Annotated in this window: 9 protein-coding genes and 1 tRNA gene; 1 reads left to right on the top strand and 9 read right to left on the bottom strand. The window is 66.4% G+C overall.

Annotated features, from left to right (window positions below):
• Nucleotides 1-94 precede the first annotated feature (94 nt).
• Complete coding sequence (gene ettA / locus ACSRUE_RS42790; protein ID WP_437716071.1) at nucleotides 95-1,768, bottom strand: energy-dependent translational throttle protein EttA; 1,674 nt, start codon at nucleotides 1,766-1,768, stop codon at nucleotides 95-97.
• Nucleotides 1,769-1,948: 180 nt separating this feature from the next.
• Nucleotides 1,949-3,694 (bottom strand): lipopolysaccharide biosynthesis protein, encoded by a 1,746-nt coding sequence (locus ACSRUE_RS42785; RefSeq protein WP_441288599.1) that lies wholly within the window; start codon nucleotides 3,692-3,694, stop codon nucleotides 1,949-1,951.
• 85 nt (nucleotides 3,695-3,779) lie between these two features.
• On the opposite strand from ACSRUE_RS42785, the gene ACSRUE_RS42780 reads away from it, so the two are divergent.
• Nucleotides 3,780-3,855, top strand: a tRNA-Asn gene (locus ACSRUE_RS42780).
• Between the two features lie 253 nt (nucleotides 3,856-4,108).
• Here the strand turns inward: ACSRUE_RS42780 and ACSRUE_RS42775 are convergent.
• The 7 genes from ACSRUE_RS42775 to ACSRUE_RS42745 all read right to left on the bottom strand — a co-directional run bounded on the left by ACSRUE_RS42775 (nucleotide 4,109) and on the right by ACSRUE_RS42745 (nucleotide 16,700).
• Nucleotides 4,109-5,098, bottom strand: coding sequence for a hypothetical protein (locus ACSRUE_RS42775; RefSeq protein ID WP_441288598.1), 990 nt, complete (start codon nucleotides 5,096-5,098; stop codon nucleotides 4,109-4,111).
• Nucleotides 5,099-5,194: 96 nt separating this feature from the next.
• Nucleotides 5,195-8,041 (bottom strand): ATP-binding protein, encoded by a 2,847-nt coding sequence (locus ACSRUE_RS42770; protein WP_441288597.1) that lies wholly within the window; start codon nucleotides 8,039-8,041, stop codon nucleotides 5,195-5,197.
• On the bottom strand, nucleotides 8,038-10,944 hold the full coding sequence (locus ACSRUE_RS42765) for a DUF1156 domain-containing protein (RefSeq protein ID WP_441288596.1): 2,907 nt from the start codon (nucleotides 10,942-10,944) through the stop codon (nucleotides 8,038-8,040). The genes ACSRUE_RS42770 and ACSRUE_RS42765 overlap by 4 nt, the downstream gene beginning before the upstream one ends.
• The gene (locus ACSRUE_RS42760) at nucleotides 10,941-11,576 is read right to left on the bottom strand and encodes a retron system putative HNH endonuclease (RefSeq protein WP_441288595.1); all 636 of its coding nucleotides are present in this window, start codon (nucleotides 11,574-11,576) and stop codon (nucleotides 10,941-10,943) included. The genes ACSRUE_RS42765 and ACSRUE_RS42760 overlap by 4 nt, the downstream gene beginning before the upstream one ends.
• A gap of 1 nt (nucleotide 11,577) precedes the next feature.
• Nucleotides 11,578-12,987, bottom strand: coding sequence for an AAA family ATPase (locus ACSRUE_RS42755; RefSeq protein WP_441288594.1), 1,410 nt, complete (start codon nucleotides 12,985-12,987; stop codon nucleotides 11,578-11,580).
• Nucleotides 12,984-16,484: a helicase-related protein gene (locus ACSRUE_RS42750; RefSeq protein ID WP_441288593.1), complete on the bottom strand. Its 3,501-nt coding sequence runs from the start codon at nucleotides 16,482-16,484 to the stop codon at nucleotides 12,984-12,986. The genes ACSRUE_RS42755 and ACSRUE_RS42750 overlap by 4 nt, the downstream gene beginning before the upstream one ends.
• A gap of 57 nt (nucleotides 16,485-16,541) precedes the next feature.
• Nucleotides 16,542-16,700 carry a helix-turn-helix domain-containing protein gene (locus ACSRUE_RS42745; RefSeq protein ID WP_441288592.1) on the bottom strand — a complete coding sequence of 53 codons (159 nt, stop codon included), beginning with the start codon at nucleotides 16,698-16,700 and terminating at the stop codon, nucleotides 16,542-16,544.
• Nucleotides 16,701-16,839: the final 139 nt, after the last annotated feature.

The raw sequence follows: 16,839 nt of genomic DNA, 5'->3' as shown, positions 1-16,839 counted from the left end.
GGGAAAATGCCGGTGCGTGCGCGTCGCACCCGACCGGAAACGTGCTCCAGGGTGGAACGCCGCGGGGGCGCCGTGCGAGGCGCGCCGGGCCGGGTCAGCCCGCGGTGAGCTTGCGGTAGCGGAGCTTGCGGGGCTCGGCCGCGTCGGCGCCGAGGCGGCGCTTCAGGTCGGCCTCGTAGTCGGCGTAGTTGCCCTCGAACCAGACGACCTTGCTGTCGCCCTCGAAGGCGAGGATGTGGGTCGCGATCCGGTCGAGGAACCAGCGGTCGTGGCTGATGACCACGGCGCAGCCGGCGAAGTTGAGCAGCGCCTCCTCGAGCGAGCGGAGCGTGTCGACGTCGAGGTCGTTGGTGGGCTCGTCGAGCAGGAGGACGTTGCCGCCGCGGCGGAGCAGCTTGGCGAGGTGGAGGCGGTTGCGCTCGCCGCCGGAGAGATCGCGGACCTTCTTCTGCTGGTCGCTGCCGGCGAAGTTGAAGCTGGCGACGTACGCGCGCGAGTTGACCTCGCGCTTGCCGACGAGGAGGCGGTCCTCGCCGCCGGAGATCTCCTGCCAGACGTTGTTGTTCGGGTTGAGCGCGTCGCGCGACTGGTCGACGTACGCGAGCTCCACGGTCTCTCCGAGCTTGAGCGCGCCGCCGTCGGGCTGCTCGAGGCCCATGATCATGCGGAAGAGCGTGGTCTTGCCGGCGCCGTTCGGCCCGATGATGCCGACGATGCCGCCGCGCGGGAGCGAGAAGCTGAGGTCGTCGATGAGGACGCGGTCGCCGAAGCCCTTGCGGAGGTGCTCGGCCTCGACGACCACGTTCCCGAGCCGCTGGCCGGCGGGGATGTGGATCTCGTTCTCCTCGACCTTCTTCGACCTGTCCTCGGCGAGCAGCGTCTCGTAGGCGGCGAGGCGGGCCTTGCTCTTGGCCTGGCGGGCGCGCGGGGCCAGGCGCACCCACTCGAGCTCGCGCTCCAGGGTGCGCTTGCGCGCGCTCTCCTGCTTCTGCTCCAGCTCGAGGCGCTTCTTCTTCTGCTCGAGCCAGCCGGTGTAGTTGCCCTCGTACGGGATGCCGGCGCCGCGGTCGAGCTCGAGGATCCAGCCGGCGACGTTGTCGAGGAAGTACCGGTCGTGGGTGACCGCGACGACGGTGCCGGGGTAGTCGTGGAGGAAGCGCTCGAGCCAGGCGACGCTCTCGGCGTCGAGGTGGTTGGTCGGCTCGTCGAGCAGCAGGATATCCGGCTTCTCGAGGAGGAGCCTGCAGAGGGCGACGCGGCGGCGCTCGCCGCCGGAGAGCTTGGTGACGTCGGCGTCGGGCGGCGGCAGCCGGAGGGCGTCCATGGCGCGCTCGACGACGCGGTCGATCTCCCAGCCGTTCGCGGCCTCGATCTTGTCCTGGAGCGCGGCGTACTCCTCGAGGAGCGCCTCCATGTCGGGGGGCGACTCGCCGAGCTTCGCGCCGATCTCCTCGAAGCGCTGGACGAGGGAGCGGACGTCGTGGACCGCCATTTCGACGTGCTCCTGCACGGTCTTGCCGGCCTCGAGCTGCGGCTCCTGGGCGAGGTAGCCGATGCGGATGCCGTCGGCGGGCTTCGCCTCGCCGAGGTACTCCTTGTCGACGCCCGCCATGATGCGGAGCAGGGTGCTCTTGCCGGCGCCGTTCGAGCCGAGGACGCCGATCTTCGCGCCCGGGTAGAAGGAGAGCCACAGGCCCTTCAGCACCTCCTTGTTCGGGGGGTGCACCTTCCGGACATCCTGCATCGTGAAGATGAATTGAGGGGCCACGTCTTCGCCTGCCTGTGCGTGCCCGGCGCGCCGTGGGGCTCCGCTCGGCCTTCGAGCGGGCGCGGCGCTGGCCGGGCTGGGGGGAGAGGCCGTATGCGAGATCGCCGGCTGACGGTCAAGAGGGCGCGGAGGCGGCTGTAGGCGGGCGCGCAGGGCGCGCGTCGGGACGGACGGGCGGAGCTAGGCGCGCCGCGCGCCGCGCCCGAACGCCTGCTTGAGGGCGGCGAGGTCCTCGCGGCCGACCTCGCGCGTGGCGACGAGGACGGCGAGGTACACGAGGCCGACAAGGATCGCCTCGCCGAGCACGGCGATCTTGCCGAGCCACGGGAGCTGCGTGCCCACGGCGATCGCGGCGAGCAGCGCGGCGCCGACGCGGAGCGGCGTCCGGGCGGCGACGAAGCCGCCGGCGGCGCGGTGGAGCAGGACGCCGCCGGCGACCGCAGCGGTGGCGAGCGCGAGCGAGGTGGCGACGGCGGAGCGCACCAGCATGTCGGGGCCGAACGCGGCGCGCGGGACGGCGATCGAGCAGCCGGTGGCGACGAGGGCGACGGTGGTGGCGGTGAGGGCGGCCGCGACGCGCTCCCGGTGCAGGCTGGTGAGCGCGGCCGAGGCGACGCCGAGGACGGCGAACGCGCCCATGCCGAGGGAGAGGACGCGGAGCGTGTCGCCGCCGCGGCTCCAGATCTCGACAGGGAAGGCGAAGCGCAGGACGTGCGGGGCGAGGCCCGAGATCGGGGCGCAGAGGAGCCCGGTGAGCAGGAACGAGAGGCGGACGCCCGTCATGGCGTAGCGGCGGACCGCGGCGCGGTCGTGCTCGGCGTGCGCGCGGGCGAGCATCGGGAAGAGGATGAACGTGACCGAGAGGAGCAGCTGGTACGGCAGGAACGCGAAGAGCTGCGCGCCGCGGTAGACGCCGATGAGGTCGTCGGCGGCTTTCGCGCCGAGCGCGAGCCCGCTCGTGGCCTGCCCGAGGAAGCGGCGGAGGAGGAAGAAGTCGGTCTGGAGCAGGAGGTTCAGGAACGTCTGCGAGACGGCGAGCGGCAGGAGGAAGGCCGCGTGCTCGCGGATCGAGGGGCCGGCGGTGCCGCGGCGGCCGAGGCCGGTCCTGGTGAGCGCGAGGGGGACGATGACGGCGGCCGCGGCGACGAAGCCGGCGATCGCGCCGAGGACGCCGCTCTGGCCCGCGCGGAGGAAGAGCAGGGCGAAGGCGGCGATGCTCGCGGTGCGGAGCGCGCCGTAGCCGACGTCGAAGGCGGCCTGCGTGACGAAGCGCCGCTGGCCGTTGAGCGCGCCGACGAGCGGGGCGTAGAGGCCGTAGAGGAGCACGACGGCGGCGGCGAGCCGCAGCGGGCCCGCGACGTGCGGGGCCTCGGAGAAGTCGGCGACGGCGCCGGCGAGGAGCGCGAAGCCGGCGGAGACGACGACGGCGAGGAGGGCGTGGAGGGCGAGCGTGCGGCGGAAGGCGGCCGCGACGTCCGCTTCCGCGACGCTGGAGACGGCGCGCGAGACGCCCTGGATGCCGGTCGCGACGATGACGTTGTTGACGACGCCGACGCCCGCGAGGACGACGGAGACCGCGCCGTAGCCGTCGGTGCCGAGCAGCCGCGGGAGGATGAGCTGCTGGACGAAGCCGAAGAGGATGAAGGAGACCTTGGCGCCGGCGATGGCGAGGCCGCCGCGGCCGGCGGAGCGGGCGGCGGAGGGGGAGGGGGCGGCAGGGGACGGGGCCGGAGAGGCCGCGGCAGGAGCCGGGGCGGCCTGCGAGGGGGCGGCGGCTTCGGGCGGCGGGAAGGGCTCGGCGGCGCGCGACACGGCGCGGTTGTCGCAGAAGCACGCCAGGCGGGCAATCTCGCGGGAGGGCGAGGGGAAGGGAAGCGCGGGCAGGGGGAGGAGGGAGAAGGGGAGAAGGGGAGCGGGCGAGCTCACGCGGGTGTCACCAAAGTGAAGCGCCGCGCGGATTCGCTTGACGGGAAGGGCCGGCCGACTATTCTCGCGCCCGTCTCCGACGCATTCCAGCTTAGCTCAGTTGGTAGAGCAGGCGGCTGTTAACCGCCGGGTCGCTGGTTCGAGTCCAGCAGCTGGAGCCATTCAAGCGGGGTCGCGGAAACGCGACCCCGCACTTCTTAACACCGGCCTCGGAGAGCGATCTCCGGGGCCGTTGCGTTTCTCCCCCACGTTTCCGCGACATTCGCCGCTCCGCGAGCGCCACGAGCGCCACGAGCGCGTGGACAGCGTTCGCGCAGAGAGCGCCGCGGGCGTGAAGGAGCGCGCGCCGAGGGCCTTCTGGACGGCGTTCGCGCTCTCTCTTCTGGCCAGCGGGGAGAGAGGAACCGAGAGCGTTTAACAGCGGAGCCCGTTTTTCCGGGACGGAGCCGCTGACGTTGAACTGGCCAGCGCATCGGCGCCCTCCGTCGACGTTGCGAACGGGCACAACGCGGGTGCGCAGCCCGCGCACGGAGCGGCGCGTCCGGAGCAGGCGTCCCCTTGCGCCACGCGGTTGGACTTCGAGCAGAACGCGTAGAGGGCCTGCTGGACGAGCCTCGGCGCGTAGCTCGGGAGGTCCGGCCGGAACTCGCGCAGGTCGAACTGGGCGGCCTGCTCGCGCACCCACCGCTCGCGCGCGTCGTAGGTCTTCGCTGCACCCGGCTCGCGAAGCGCGTCCACGGCACGCGCGACGTTCGTGTCGACCACGACCAGGTCGTTGCCGTCGATGTCCGGAAACCACGGCGTGAGGCCCGGTGCGAGAGCCGGCGTCGAGAGCGCGCTCACGAACATCGTCGCGAGCTTGCGCCCGACCCGGTGGACGCGCGCGAAGCGCTCCACGAGGAGCGCGGCTCGCTTCGTCGGCGAGGCCTCGTCACGGCAGACCTCGGCGAGGACCTCGCGCACGCCGCCGGCCTTCCAAAGCCGGAGGCACGCCGAGGTCGGCAGCTTGCCCATGTCCCCCATGCGGTTGAACACGACCGTCGCATCCTTCACGTGGCAGGCGGTGCCGGGGCAGGTCCCGCAGTCGACGACCTCGCCGACCTTCGAGACATCGCAGCCCTCCTCGAACGCGTCGGTCGAGCGCAGCATGGGGCACTCGTGCCGAGCGATCGACCGCCTCACGAAGGCAACGTCCGCGACCACGCGCATCGACGCCTGCGGAAGCGACCGCTGCTGGCGCATGATCACGACGTCGCGCAGCGCCTGGTACATCGAGAGCGTCACGAAGAGGCGGAAGACCGCTGCGTCGTCCCCGGCCGCGAGTTCGTCAGGGACGACTGCGAAGGCTCCGACGCGATCGGGGTCGCAGTAGAACGGGAGCGTGCCGCCTGGCGCGCAGCTCATGGTCGCGACGAAGTGGCGGAAGACCGTCGGCAGAGGGCTCTCAGCCTGCTGCCGATGGTCGCCGCGCTTGGATGTCGGAACGTCGCGAGCCACCGCTCACTCCCATAGCTTGCTCTTGAAGCCGAGAGACGCAGCGTTCTCGGCGACGGCACGCTTGGTCTGGTCCGAGGCGCCGCCGGGAAACTCGGCAGACACCTCGAGCGTGACTTTGACCGTAGCGTTCGGATCGGCTGCCAGGACGGCGATGATCTCCTCGGCGATCGAGACGAGCTTCATCTTCGCGGTGGTGGCGCTCACGTCGACGGAGCCGAAGAACGCCTTCGCACGCGGCGGAGGCACACTGCCAGGCTTCGTTCGAACCTCCCCCGTCGCTCCCGTCTGGGCCCCGGCACCGACGGCGACCGGCGTCGGCTTGCCAGTGCCCTGAGTTGTTGATGTGCCGCCCGAGCCAGTCTCGACCGGCGGCACTGGCTTCTTCTGAGCGGCCTCGTACGCCACTGCCGCGGCCGGCTCTACGAGCAACAGCGTGTCGTCGAACTGGATATTGGCATCACCCAGCTTGAAGCCCTCGAACTGCTCACCACTCTGGCCGTACGCGGTGCCGAAGAAATCTCGGCTGGCTGCGCCCTTCACGACGGCCTGCTCGAGCACGCTCCGGTGCTTCAGGCGCGGGAGGTAGAGATACTTCTGCATGTCCTCCCAGACGGCAGCCGCGCGCACCGCGACTGTGGACTCCTTCCAATAGAGTTCCCGCAGCTTGTTCCGGAGGTGCACCGGTGACCACGTTGAAATGACGAGCTCGTTCTCCTGGCAGACACGATCCATCTCCGCGGGGTACCCGCCTCCGCTCGTGTTCAGCGGGAAGGCCTCCACCGTCGCTTGACGGTCCGTGGCTGAAGTCATGACAGGGCACAGCAGCCACTTGAAGCACTCGCGCGCTGCGCGGGGTACCACGCTCTCGGCCGTCTCGAGTTCCTTCTTCGCCTGCTCCTCTTGCAAGCGGTCGATGTTCAAGCGCCCGGTCTTGATGTCGTCGACGATCGAACTCCAAGCCAAGGCCGTACGAACGCAGTCCCGCAGGCGAATGAGCGAGCCCTGATCGGGCGCGACGAACACCAGGCGATTGCCGCGATAGCGCGGCTTCGAGCCGTTGGTCCGCACGACCTCGAGGACCTCGTCGAAGGACGTCTTCGACTCCTGTTTGCTGTACGCCTTCTCAGGTGGAAGGAATACGAGCCGCAGCGACGAGTCGTCCGGAACATCCCCGTTCGGCGTGAAGACATGCACGCCATCGAAGAACCCCGAACCACCCGACAGCTTCTTCAGAACTTCGGCGATCTTGCCGCGTACCTCGCTACGGTCATCAAAGCGACCCTTGCGGTCCTCCATCTCGCGACGAAGGTTTGCGCGAGTGTCGAACCAGAACCGCGTGTTGTCGTGAGCCTTGTCCCCTGAGCTGTTGAGATAGTGCAGGCGCTCGCAGAGGCGATTCAGCGCATCCGAAAACGCCGCTGAGGGCTGGCCGGGCTGCACACAACCGAGGAGCACTCGTGCACGATCAACGCCACGGGGCCCCTTCTGCGCGTCACCCGACGACGGAGCGCTGCCGAGGAACAGCGTGCGAGCAACGCGTCGCGCTGCGTGAACAGCGCCGAAGCGGGCTTCTCTCGTGTCGAGCTCAGTGGTCTCAGCGCGGTCACCATCAATGTCTCCCTCGAGGACGGCATCCCACCCCGGAGGCAGGTAGTAGACGAGCTCGTTTCTCGACGGCCCATCGTAGAGCGGCAGGCTGCCTGGCAGGATCATCAGATCGTGATTCTGGTCCTTCCACAGGCGGTAGATCACGCGCGCCATCAGCTTCAGCACGCCTCTCGTGCGCTGGAAGCTGTCGAGCGTCGTCCAGTCCTCATAGAGGCGGTCGAACACCTCAGGGTGAATCGGATAGGCTTGAACCAACCGCTCGTAGTAGCGGGCCTCGTGGGTCTCCGAAGGCAGCTTCGTCCCTTCGGTCGCATAGGCCTTCGCGAACTCGCGGCAGACGGCATCGCGAGCCTGCGTGTCCCGAATCGGTTCGAAGAGTCGCCGCCGTACGATCTCGAAGGCTTCCTCCGTGGCGACTGGTTTCCACAGTGCTTGGACGCGTCCGAACGTCTTCTCCAGGGCCTTCAGCGTGGCGACGCCCCTGGAGCTGCCGGCTTCCACCTCCGACTCCGGGAGTGACGCGAGCACCATCGCAGTCGGCACCAGCTTCGCTGCCTCGGTCAGAGCTTGGACAAACGACAGGTTGCTGTCGTACGTCCCTCCGCTCAGGGCTTGCGCGTCGGGGAACTGACGAATGTAGGCGACCAGCTCATCGACCAGTACGACGCACGGCGCAAACCGCTCGAGCAGTGCGCGGAGCGTCTCCTTGCCCGGTGAAGTGCCCGTCGTGTCGGCCTCGCGCACCATTGCGTAGCCATCGTCGCCTCCAAGCTGCCAGGCCAGCTCTCCCCAGAGCGTTCGCACCCGAACGTCACCGTGCGGCCAGGGCTGTCCCGGAGCATGAGAGGTCCCATCGAGCACCGCGACCCGGGCCTTCGGAACGTCCATGAGGCCGGCCTGGTCCAAGAGCGCCGGAACGCCTGCAAGCTCCTTGAGCGGGCACGCGCGCGAGGCAAGGTGGAACACGGCGAGCATCGTGTGCGTCTTGCCCCCGCCGAAGGCTGTTTGGAGCTGGATGACCGGTTCACCGCCTTTGCCATTCACCCGCTGCGCGACCTGCGTGAGCAGGAGCCGCATGCCTTCGGTGATGAAGGTGCGCTGGTAGAAGGCGCCGGCGTCTTGGTACTCGCGCGTGGCCTTGCCGTCGCGCACAGCGGTGATGTCCGCCGCGAACTCCGACTGCTGAAACGTGCCTTCTAGAACGTCGGGATGAGGCACGCTGATTTCACGCCACGGCTTCATTCTTTGCCTCCAAATAGCTTGAGCTGCACGTTCGCCTCTGGGACCTCGCCAGCCGCGGACTCGACCGCAGACCACGATGTCACGAGTTCATTGTACGCCCGCGCGTCGTCGGCCCAGCCCCGACGCTCGCAGAGCGTGTAGAGGCGATAGGCGAGCTGGCGGATCGCCTCGCTCTTCGCCTTGACTGCCGCGAGAAGATGACCGGCGCCCGTTTCTCCTTCTTCACGCAACGCGCGAATGAGCTGGTGCAGCGCCTCCCAGATTGGGAGCCGAGCATCGCTTCCTGGGTCCCAGTCTGACGGGTACTCGCTAGGCCGAAGCAAGCGCACCTTCCCGCCGCCGCTGCGAACCACGCCTGCACCGTCAAGTCCGCTAACGCTTGTGGCCTTCGCGCGGGCGAGTACGTCAGCCTCACCGAACGCACCTTCGCCCCAGCCGTACTGGTCGAACCAATGCAGACAGAACTGAGTGTCGTGATCGAAATCATCTTCAGCGAGAAATCGATTGATCAGCTGGAGAGCCGTTCGCACACTCATTGGTGACCCATCGGCTTCCAGTACCGAAGTGTACTTTGAGAACACCGCCATGCCGGGGCCGATGACCGCTTGAGAGAGGTCCACCGGAGCGACAGGGGATCGCTCGCCGCCCGCCCCCTTCGTCATCTCATCCAGCGCTTCCGGAAGTACGGAGTTCAGCTCTCGAAGAAACTCCCGTCGCGAAATGGAAGGAGCATTGCGTGAGCGATTTCGGCACACTAGGACAATGCTTGACGCTAGCGCGTTGGAATCATTGTCTCGCGTTCGACCTTCCTTCTCCGTTCGCACCGGCCAGGTGCCGCTCACTTGCATTCCAGCCGCGAGAACCGACTCGAGAAACGTCTCCCATCCCGAGGAGGAAATGCTGTCTTCGTCCTCGGTTTCCGATTGCTTGAATGCATAGAAAATGGTGATCGGCGCGGAGGGATGCGCGAGGTCAGAAAGACGGCGCATAGCCGCGGTCATTCCTCCCATGAAGAACTCTTCGGCCTTTGCCTTGCCGCCATGTCGCGCCGGAGTCGCTACGAGTTCTTCGGCCTTCGGGACCGCGATGGTCGCCAGCAGGTTGGGGAATGAGGGGCGCAGACAGTGACGCAGCCACACATAGAAGAAGTCCGACAAATCCGCGTATCCAATATTATCGAAATACGGTGGGTCCGTTGACACGAACTTGCCGGTGGAAACGTCTTGGGTCTGCGCGTCCGCTTGCATGGCAAAGCCGAATGCGCTGGCACCGAGCGCGCTCATTCCCTTTACTTGCCGCTCGTACAAGTTCGCGTAACTTCCTGACGAGTCGCTGAAGACGTTTGCCTCCGCAAAGTCCCAAGTCATCTGGATAGCCTGTCGCGAGAAGACACTGCGCATCTGCGTGTTCGGATGATTCCATCCGCAAATGGTCGACGAGTGGTTGGCTACCTGACTCACGAGGAAGGCAAGGTAGACACTGATCGCGTCCGCGTAGGCAGAGGCACCTCGTCCACCTTGATCGAAGGGAACGGCATCGTCAGCCATGCCGCTTGTGACAGCGTCATGATGGATTCGGTCGCGAGCCGCGATGACAAGATCGCTGAGCGTGTCGAGTGCTACCAATTGCCGCGGCGTGAACAGATCGCTCCACTGACGCATGCCGTAGTTTCCAACGCGAAACCCCAGCGCCTGCTGAAAGAACTCTACATCGGGCTTCCAGGTAGGCTCTGCACTCCTCGCGACCTCCTCAGCATCGTCTTCTGGCCCGAGGAAGACGCGTCCTCGCGGCCCCTCAGCAACGACTGCCATGAGTCGCTGCCCCATTCGTCCGGCCTGAGCCTCGGCGCGTATGTAGTCGGCGGAAATGGGTGCATCGGACAAAATACACCGGAAGTTCGCGCCACGACCGTTGGACTTGGTACCTGCTGCCGCCGCCGCAGTCGGTTTTCCGACGCACGCCTGAAACCGGTAAGTGTCGCTCTTGACGGTGGTCGTGACGAAGGCTTCCTTGTCAGACTTGCTGGAGAGGATGAAGGTGGACGCAAGCGGTACGTGTGCGTGAGAAAAGGCCGGGTTAGGACTGCGCACAGTCCGGGCCCAAATCCACGCGATGACAGTCAGCTTCTCGCCAACAAGTCCACGCAGGTCCGGCCGCTCCCGAGCCAACTCAGGCGTAATGACCACCGGCGGGTATAGGTGCCCGATGCGCTTCCAGGCCTCTTCTCGCATCCAAGCGCCGTAGCGCCTTACATCTTCGGCGAGGCCGGTCGCGCCGCTCCAGTTCGCGGATGTTAGCTGCTCGCCCCGGACGAGGGGACCAACAGGCGGCCTTCCCGAAAAGCGGCCAGGGATCTCTATCATCGCCTTGTTGATCAAGACGGCGACGGGATTTAGGTCTGTCGCGTACGACTCGAGGCCAAGGCGCTGGGCCTCGAGCGGGATGGCCCCTCCTCCGGCGAAGGGATCGTGAAGTCCCGGCAGCCGGGCAGGGTCGAACAGCTGGGCGGCCTGCGGGTGATCCTTATTTAGTTCACATACTTCCCGCCAGGAGCGACGGATCTCGGTACGCGCCGCCTCGAGGACTTCTTCATTCGAAGTGTTCTCCCACTTCACCAACTCCTCGAGGATCTTGAATAGCCTCTTGCGCTCGGCGGCGGCCTCCTTCTTGTTCTTGCCGTACCTGAATCCACCACCCTGCTGAAACCCGGGGTCGTTGACGAGTTGGGCGAAGATCACGGCCCTTGCGGCTGCAAGAGGACGGCGAGCCCACCAAAGGTGCAGCGTGCTTGGATGCCCGTGGCGAATCGACTTCTCGCGTGCGGCAGCGACGTTGACCGCATCGAGTGGCAGCGCGACCTCGATGAGCTTCCTCGGGGACTTGATTGGATGGGATGCAGTCATAGGAGGTCCTCGAAGAGGTGCCGGATCAGGGTGCAGAACGGCTCGCCATCGCTTGCCTGAATCTCAAGGCGCACGTAGTCGCGCCGGTCCGCCTCCGTCAGCACAACGAGCTCATCGAGAAGCCCGAGATAGGTCGCCGCGGCGCCCTTGCGCATGTTCCGAAGGCGTCCGAAGCCCGGGTGCAGATTGAAGACCCTGAGTGTCTCTCGGGCGCGATGCTCTTGCTGCGGCGTGAGCCCTGGCCGCAGCTGCACCGTTCCATCGGAGCGGAAGCGGAAGTAGAGGTCCGGGTCATCTACGCCTGGTTCGAGCAGATCGGCGGGTGTGTAGTTGCCGGCACCGTGGTCCTTGTAGTGGCCACAGGAGTCTCGCTGGTCACAGGACCAGTAAAGATTGCCCCACGAGAACGTGAGGTGGGGATGATGGCGCTTGCGGCGAAAGTGCTCGATGTGCTGGCCCAACACGTCCAGCGCGCCTTCACAGTAGGCGCAGCGTCGGCCCTGCATCTGCTCGAGGCACTGGCGAATCTCGCGCTTGTGGTCACCGACGACGTCGTCCCAGGTGTTCGTTCCGTGGTGATACCCGCCAAGACAGGCGGGAGCGGGGGCGACGGTGCGGTCGAGCTTTCGCAACTCAGCTTTCCCCCGTGCGCGGTCGGTCACGCTTGAAGGACTGAAAACGAATCAGCCGTTCGCAGTCGCGCATCAGGGGATGCTTCGCCCCGAAGTGCTCAACAAGCTTCGTGCGCAGGGCGAGCGCTTCCCCACGCTCCGCGGATCCATCCTCGATGAGCGCACGGTAGCTGCTAAGCCAAATGGCCTGCTCCACCTGGGGAACCGGGTCGACTCCCATGATCGACGCAAGGACGTCCGCGCTCTCGACGCCGCGCGTCTGGAAAGTGGGCGTCTCCAGCTCGCCGTGTCCGTCATTCACGCGGATGACCCGGATCGAAGCGACGTCGACGGTCGACAGCACGTGAGGGCTATGCGTGCTCAACACCATCTGCATCGCGGGGAAGGCCTTCTGGAGAAGCTCCACGACTCGCTGCTGCCAGCGTGGGTGGAGATGCATGTCCACTTCGTCGATGAGAAGAATGCCGGGCGTGAGCCGTGCGGCCGCTTCTCCAAAGTGGGGATTGAGGCGAACGCACCGGTGTGCGAGATCGGCGACGAGCGCGATCATGTTCCGGACCCCATCGCTCAGCATCGACAGCGGGAGGCGCCCGTGATCCTCGTGCTCGACGACGAGATAGCCGGCCCCCTTCGGGGCTCCGTGTTCATCCTTCGGCGGGAACTCCCAGTCGATGTCTCTCCAGCGCGTGGGTTCGAGCACCGTCCTCGTGGCTTCCCGTACGGCAGCGAGCAGCTTCTCCGGTCTTTCGTTAGGGCCGTAGGCGACGGCGGTGCCGCTGCGCGCCGCGTTGGCAGTCGCCTCATACCAGGCCACGAACGTCTTGAAGGACGAGGAGGACGAGAGGCTGTCGAGGTAGCCCGCCAGGCGGCCGAGCGCCGAACTGTCCCCGGACCGTTTGCCTTCGGTCAGACGATGCTCGCTCCACAACCTCCCAGTGCCGTAAAAGACGACCAGAGGAAGCGGAGGTGGCTGTTCGCGACCGCCTGCCGCAAAACCCTCCAGCCGCTCGCGAAGTTGCCCCGCAGCAGCGCGCAGCGTCTCGGCGTCTTTCGTTGTGGTGCGCGCGCGGGCGCCGGTCCCGTTGAGCGCCCGACGCCACGAGAGACGGGCCCCATCCGCGGAGCCGCTAGCCGTCAGTTCCACGGGAAGAGCCGGCAGCATGGCTCCGTTCGGGGTGCGTGCGAGCCGCACATCGGAGCGCTCAAACCCATGCGATTGGTGCGTTCCCGCAATGGTGTCGACGAAGAGCCCGAGCGAAATGCCAATGGCGTCGAGGACAGCGGTCTTCCCGCGGCCGTTCTCCGCAACGAGGACGGTCAGCTGGGGATGCAACTCGACGGAACAGTCCGCGAAGCAGCGGAAGTTCCGCAACGCCAGCCTGTCGAGCCGAAGGGTGCTCGGTAGCGTCATGGGCGCCTCGCGCGCTCGAGCAACGCCTTGATCTCGAAGTTGATGGACGAAACGCCCCATCCGGGCTCGGCCTCAAACGGGTTCTGCAGATAGAACGGCCCTTCAAGTGAATCGTCGTCGCCGACCATCACGATCGCCAGGTAGAACTTTTCGGCCTGGTTGAGTGCGTAGAGCATCTCGTTGCGCGTGACCGTGATAGTCGCGGCGCCCTTGATGCGCCCCTTCACCTCGATGTGCCGAGCCTCCGGATGCTTGCCGTCCACGGGCGGTGGATACGAGGTCAGGTCCCAGCCGCACTTCTGCGCGGACACATCGACGACACGACACCCAAGGGCCTCCTCCGTTCGTCGAACCGCCTTCATCGCGAGGTGCTCAATGCGGCTTCTTGCTTCCGGGTCAGTGGAGAAGCCAACGCCGTCAGGAGCTTCGCCGCGCAGTCGACGTAGGAGCCCCATCGGCACCACCAGCGCACCGCCGAGCGCTATCGGCGTGGCCGACGCGACGTGCCGCATGGCCTGCAACTCGCGCCGCCTGTTTTCAAGACGCCCCTCGAGGTCGGTGATCGTGCGTCGTGCGTTCTCCAGATTGAGCCGGACGTCCCTGCCGGTCTGCTGATCCTCTCGGAGCTTCATCCAGCGGTCCGACCAAAACGAAATTTCCCTGCTCAGGCGGTCGTGCACCGCTGCCAACGTCTTGTCGACGTGTGCGATGCGACGCGCCGCGACCTCTCGGAAGTGCTCTGGGACGAGCGTGCTCGCCGCCAAGGCGAGCGCCTTCTGCTCGAGGTCAGCTCGAATCCACGGCGCCTCGAGCACCTCCTTGAGGCGGGGTTGATCGCTCTCCTCCAGTGGTTGCAGATCGAGATGTGGAGCCCAGCCAGCGAAACTGGCGTTGCCGTTCGGCTCGACGCGGACGAACTGGAGCCGCTTGGAGAGAGCCTGTCCGTCGCCCGACTTGATCTCGTGCGTCAGTAGAACGAGGAGATGTGGCTCGACGCCGTCGTCGGCGGCATTGACGAGCACCGCCCCCTGGCGCAGCAGATTGGTGTTCTGCTCCAAGAGGATGTCGGTGACCGCTAGCATCAGCGGGTGGCCGGGATGCAGCATGCTCGCGACCGCGAGACCGGGCTTCTCTGGACGGACGGCGTCCTTCGTGAAGCAGACGCGCTCGTACCTCTTGAGGACCGGAGTGGTATCGCGACGGTTGCGCCCGGTGATCTGGCGGTCACGTTCGCGCACGGAGGTGGGGACGTACGTGACCTCGAACCGTCCTGCCTCACGCGGATGGATGGAACCACCCAGCCCCTCAAAGGCCTTCATGAAGAAGGACCGAATGAAGAATGGCTGAAGACGTCGAGCTTCCGCTTTCTCCATCTCCTCCTTCACCGCGAAGAGGCGCTCGGCGTTCATCGACTCCTGCGCGAGCGCGTTGCGATCGAGGATCGTTCGGAGGTGTTCGATGTTCAGGGCCTTCTCGACCTTCTGGTACAGGCGAGAACGGACCTCGGGCTGGTCTCCATATCGAATCGCTTGAAGCAGTAGGTCCTTGAGACTCGTCTCCTCGAAGACTTCCCCCAGGATGTCGAAGACGCGGCCCTTCAGCGCCTCGCTCTCCACGGAGAGCTTCTCAAGGAGTCGATGGTAGACGTCGCCCTCGCGCGTTTCCTTCGCAACGAGGTTCCACAAGTGGCAGACCTCGGTCTGGCGAATACGGTGGATGCGACCGAACCGCTGCTCGAGGCGATTCGGATTCCACGGGAGGTCGTAGTTCACCATCAGGTTCGCGCACTGCAGGTTCACGCCTTCGCCCGCTGCGTCGGTCGCGATCAGCACCCGCACTTCGGCGTCGCTCCAGAACGTCGCCTGGATCCGCTTGCGTTCGTCGCGGTGAGTCCCGCCGTGGATCGTGACGATGGAGTCGGGGTTGCCGAGCACGCCGGCGATCTTCTGGTGGAGGTAGTTCAGCGTGTCGCGATGCTCGGTGAAGATAATGAGCTTGCGAAGACGGCCGCCTGCATCGCGCATGTGCGGATCGTCCTGGAGAATGCGCGACAGCTCCTCCCACTTGCGATCCTGTCCAGAGGCGACGACATCGAGCGCACGCTGCTCCAGCGCCTGCAGCACGAGGACTTCGCCCTCGAGTTCGCCGATCGTGCGCGCAGCGGTGGCCTCGTCGACGAGCGTCTCCTCGAGCTGCTCCTGCTCGTCCGCGTTGAGCTCGTCCTCGTCGTCCGGCACAGACGGGATGGTCTCTGCGAGGGGGCGGCGACCGCGGGCACCGAGCTTCTCCTCCCGGAGCCGGCGCTCGAGACGCGCGTGTCGGCGCTTGAGCGATTGAAAGATGGCCTCAGGGCTTGAGGCGAGTCGACGCTGGAGGGCAGTCAGCGCGAAGCCGACGGAGCCACGGCGCTGACCGTTCAGCTCATCGGCCTTGCCCATTTCGTCTTTGACGTAGGTCGTGACGCGTTCGTATAGCGCGGCCTCGAGGTCCGAGAGCTTGTAGTTGACGGTGTAGGCGCGGCGCTCTGGAAAGAGCGGCGTCCCGTCGAACCTGACCATCTCCTCCTTGACCATCCTTCGCATGAGGTCGGAGGTGTCGACCTTGTGCACGCCGTCGCGGAACTTGCCGTAGAACCGGTCCGAGTCGAGCAAGGAGAGGAAGAGCTGGAAGTCCTCTTCCTTCCCGTTGTGCGGTGTCGCCGTCATTAGGAGCAGGTGGCGCGTGCGCGCGCCGAGCTTCTCGGCGAGATTGAACCGCTTCGTGCGTTTAAGCTCCTGACCGAAGAAGTGCGCGGAGAGCTTGTGGGCCTCGTCGAAGACAACGAGGTCCCACGAGGCGGCGCAGAGCTTCTCGTGCATCTCCTCGGCCCGCGACATCTGGTCGAGCCGAACAATGAGGTGATCGACGCCTTCAAACGGATTGCCGCTTGGCGAGGCGAGTTCAAGGTCCTTGGAGAACACGCGGAACTCGAGTCCGAACTTCTCGAACAGCTCGTCCCGCCACTGCTCGACGAGACTGCCGGGCGCAACGATCAGGATGCGTCGGGCATCGGCGCGCATGATGAGCTCGCGGATGTAGAGCCCGGCCATGATCGTCTTGCCGGCGCCCGGGTCATCGGCGAGGACGAAGCGGAGGGGCTGTCGGGGGAGCATCGACTCGTAGACTGCCGTAATCTGGTGCGGCAACGGATCGACGTTGGACGTGTGGACCGCCATCATCGGGTCGAAGAGAAAGGCGAGGTCGATGCGTTTCGCCTCGGCTGTGAGCTGAAAGGCTGCGCCGTCACCGTCGAACGACCACGGGCGCGTTTCGGTCGCGATCTTGATCGAACCTTCGTCTGCTCGCGACAGGAGCCGCTCGCGCAGCGCACCGTCAGGAAGGCGGTAGACGAGCTGTAGCGCGTCGGGCGGAATCAGGATCGCCGCCACAACCGACACGACGCTGGTGGGCTCCACGCCGTCCAGGTTCGCCCCAGTCGAGATCTCCTCGAGCTTCATGTGTTCCCCCCGCGTGGAACCAACCCAAGGGCGAAGATGGCGCAGGTCGGGGCCACGCTACTTCTCCTCGCCCGGGTCGCGCAGAGCAGCCTTCTGCCGTTCGATCCACGCGTCGACGTCGTCGCGCTTGTACCGGCACTGGTCGCCAACCTTGAACGCCGGGAGCGCGCCCTTCTGGGCCATCGTGTAGGCGGTTTTCTCTGCGACTTTCAGCAACTGAGCGACCTCTGGCAGCGTGAGAATCTCGTCCGGCAGGGACCAGGCTCGACCTGGGTAGCGGTTGGCAGAAGTTGCCAGCCGACGCCAGGTTACATCAGGCCGGGCGCGACGCGCAACGCTCCACCGGCTGCGGGTA

Origin of the sequence: Sorangium sp. KYC3313 (assembly GCF_052075895.1) — a bacterium.
Classification (GTDB): domain Bacteria; phylum Myxococcota_A; class Polyangia; order Polyangiales; family Polyangiaceae; genus Sorangium; species Sorangium cellulosum_B.
Note: the sequence above shows the minus strand (reverse complement) of the source record. Positions and strands in the feature narration are given on the sequence as shown.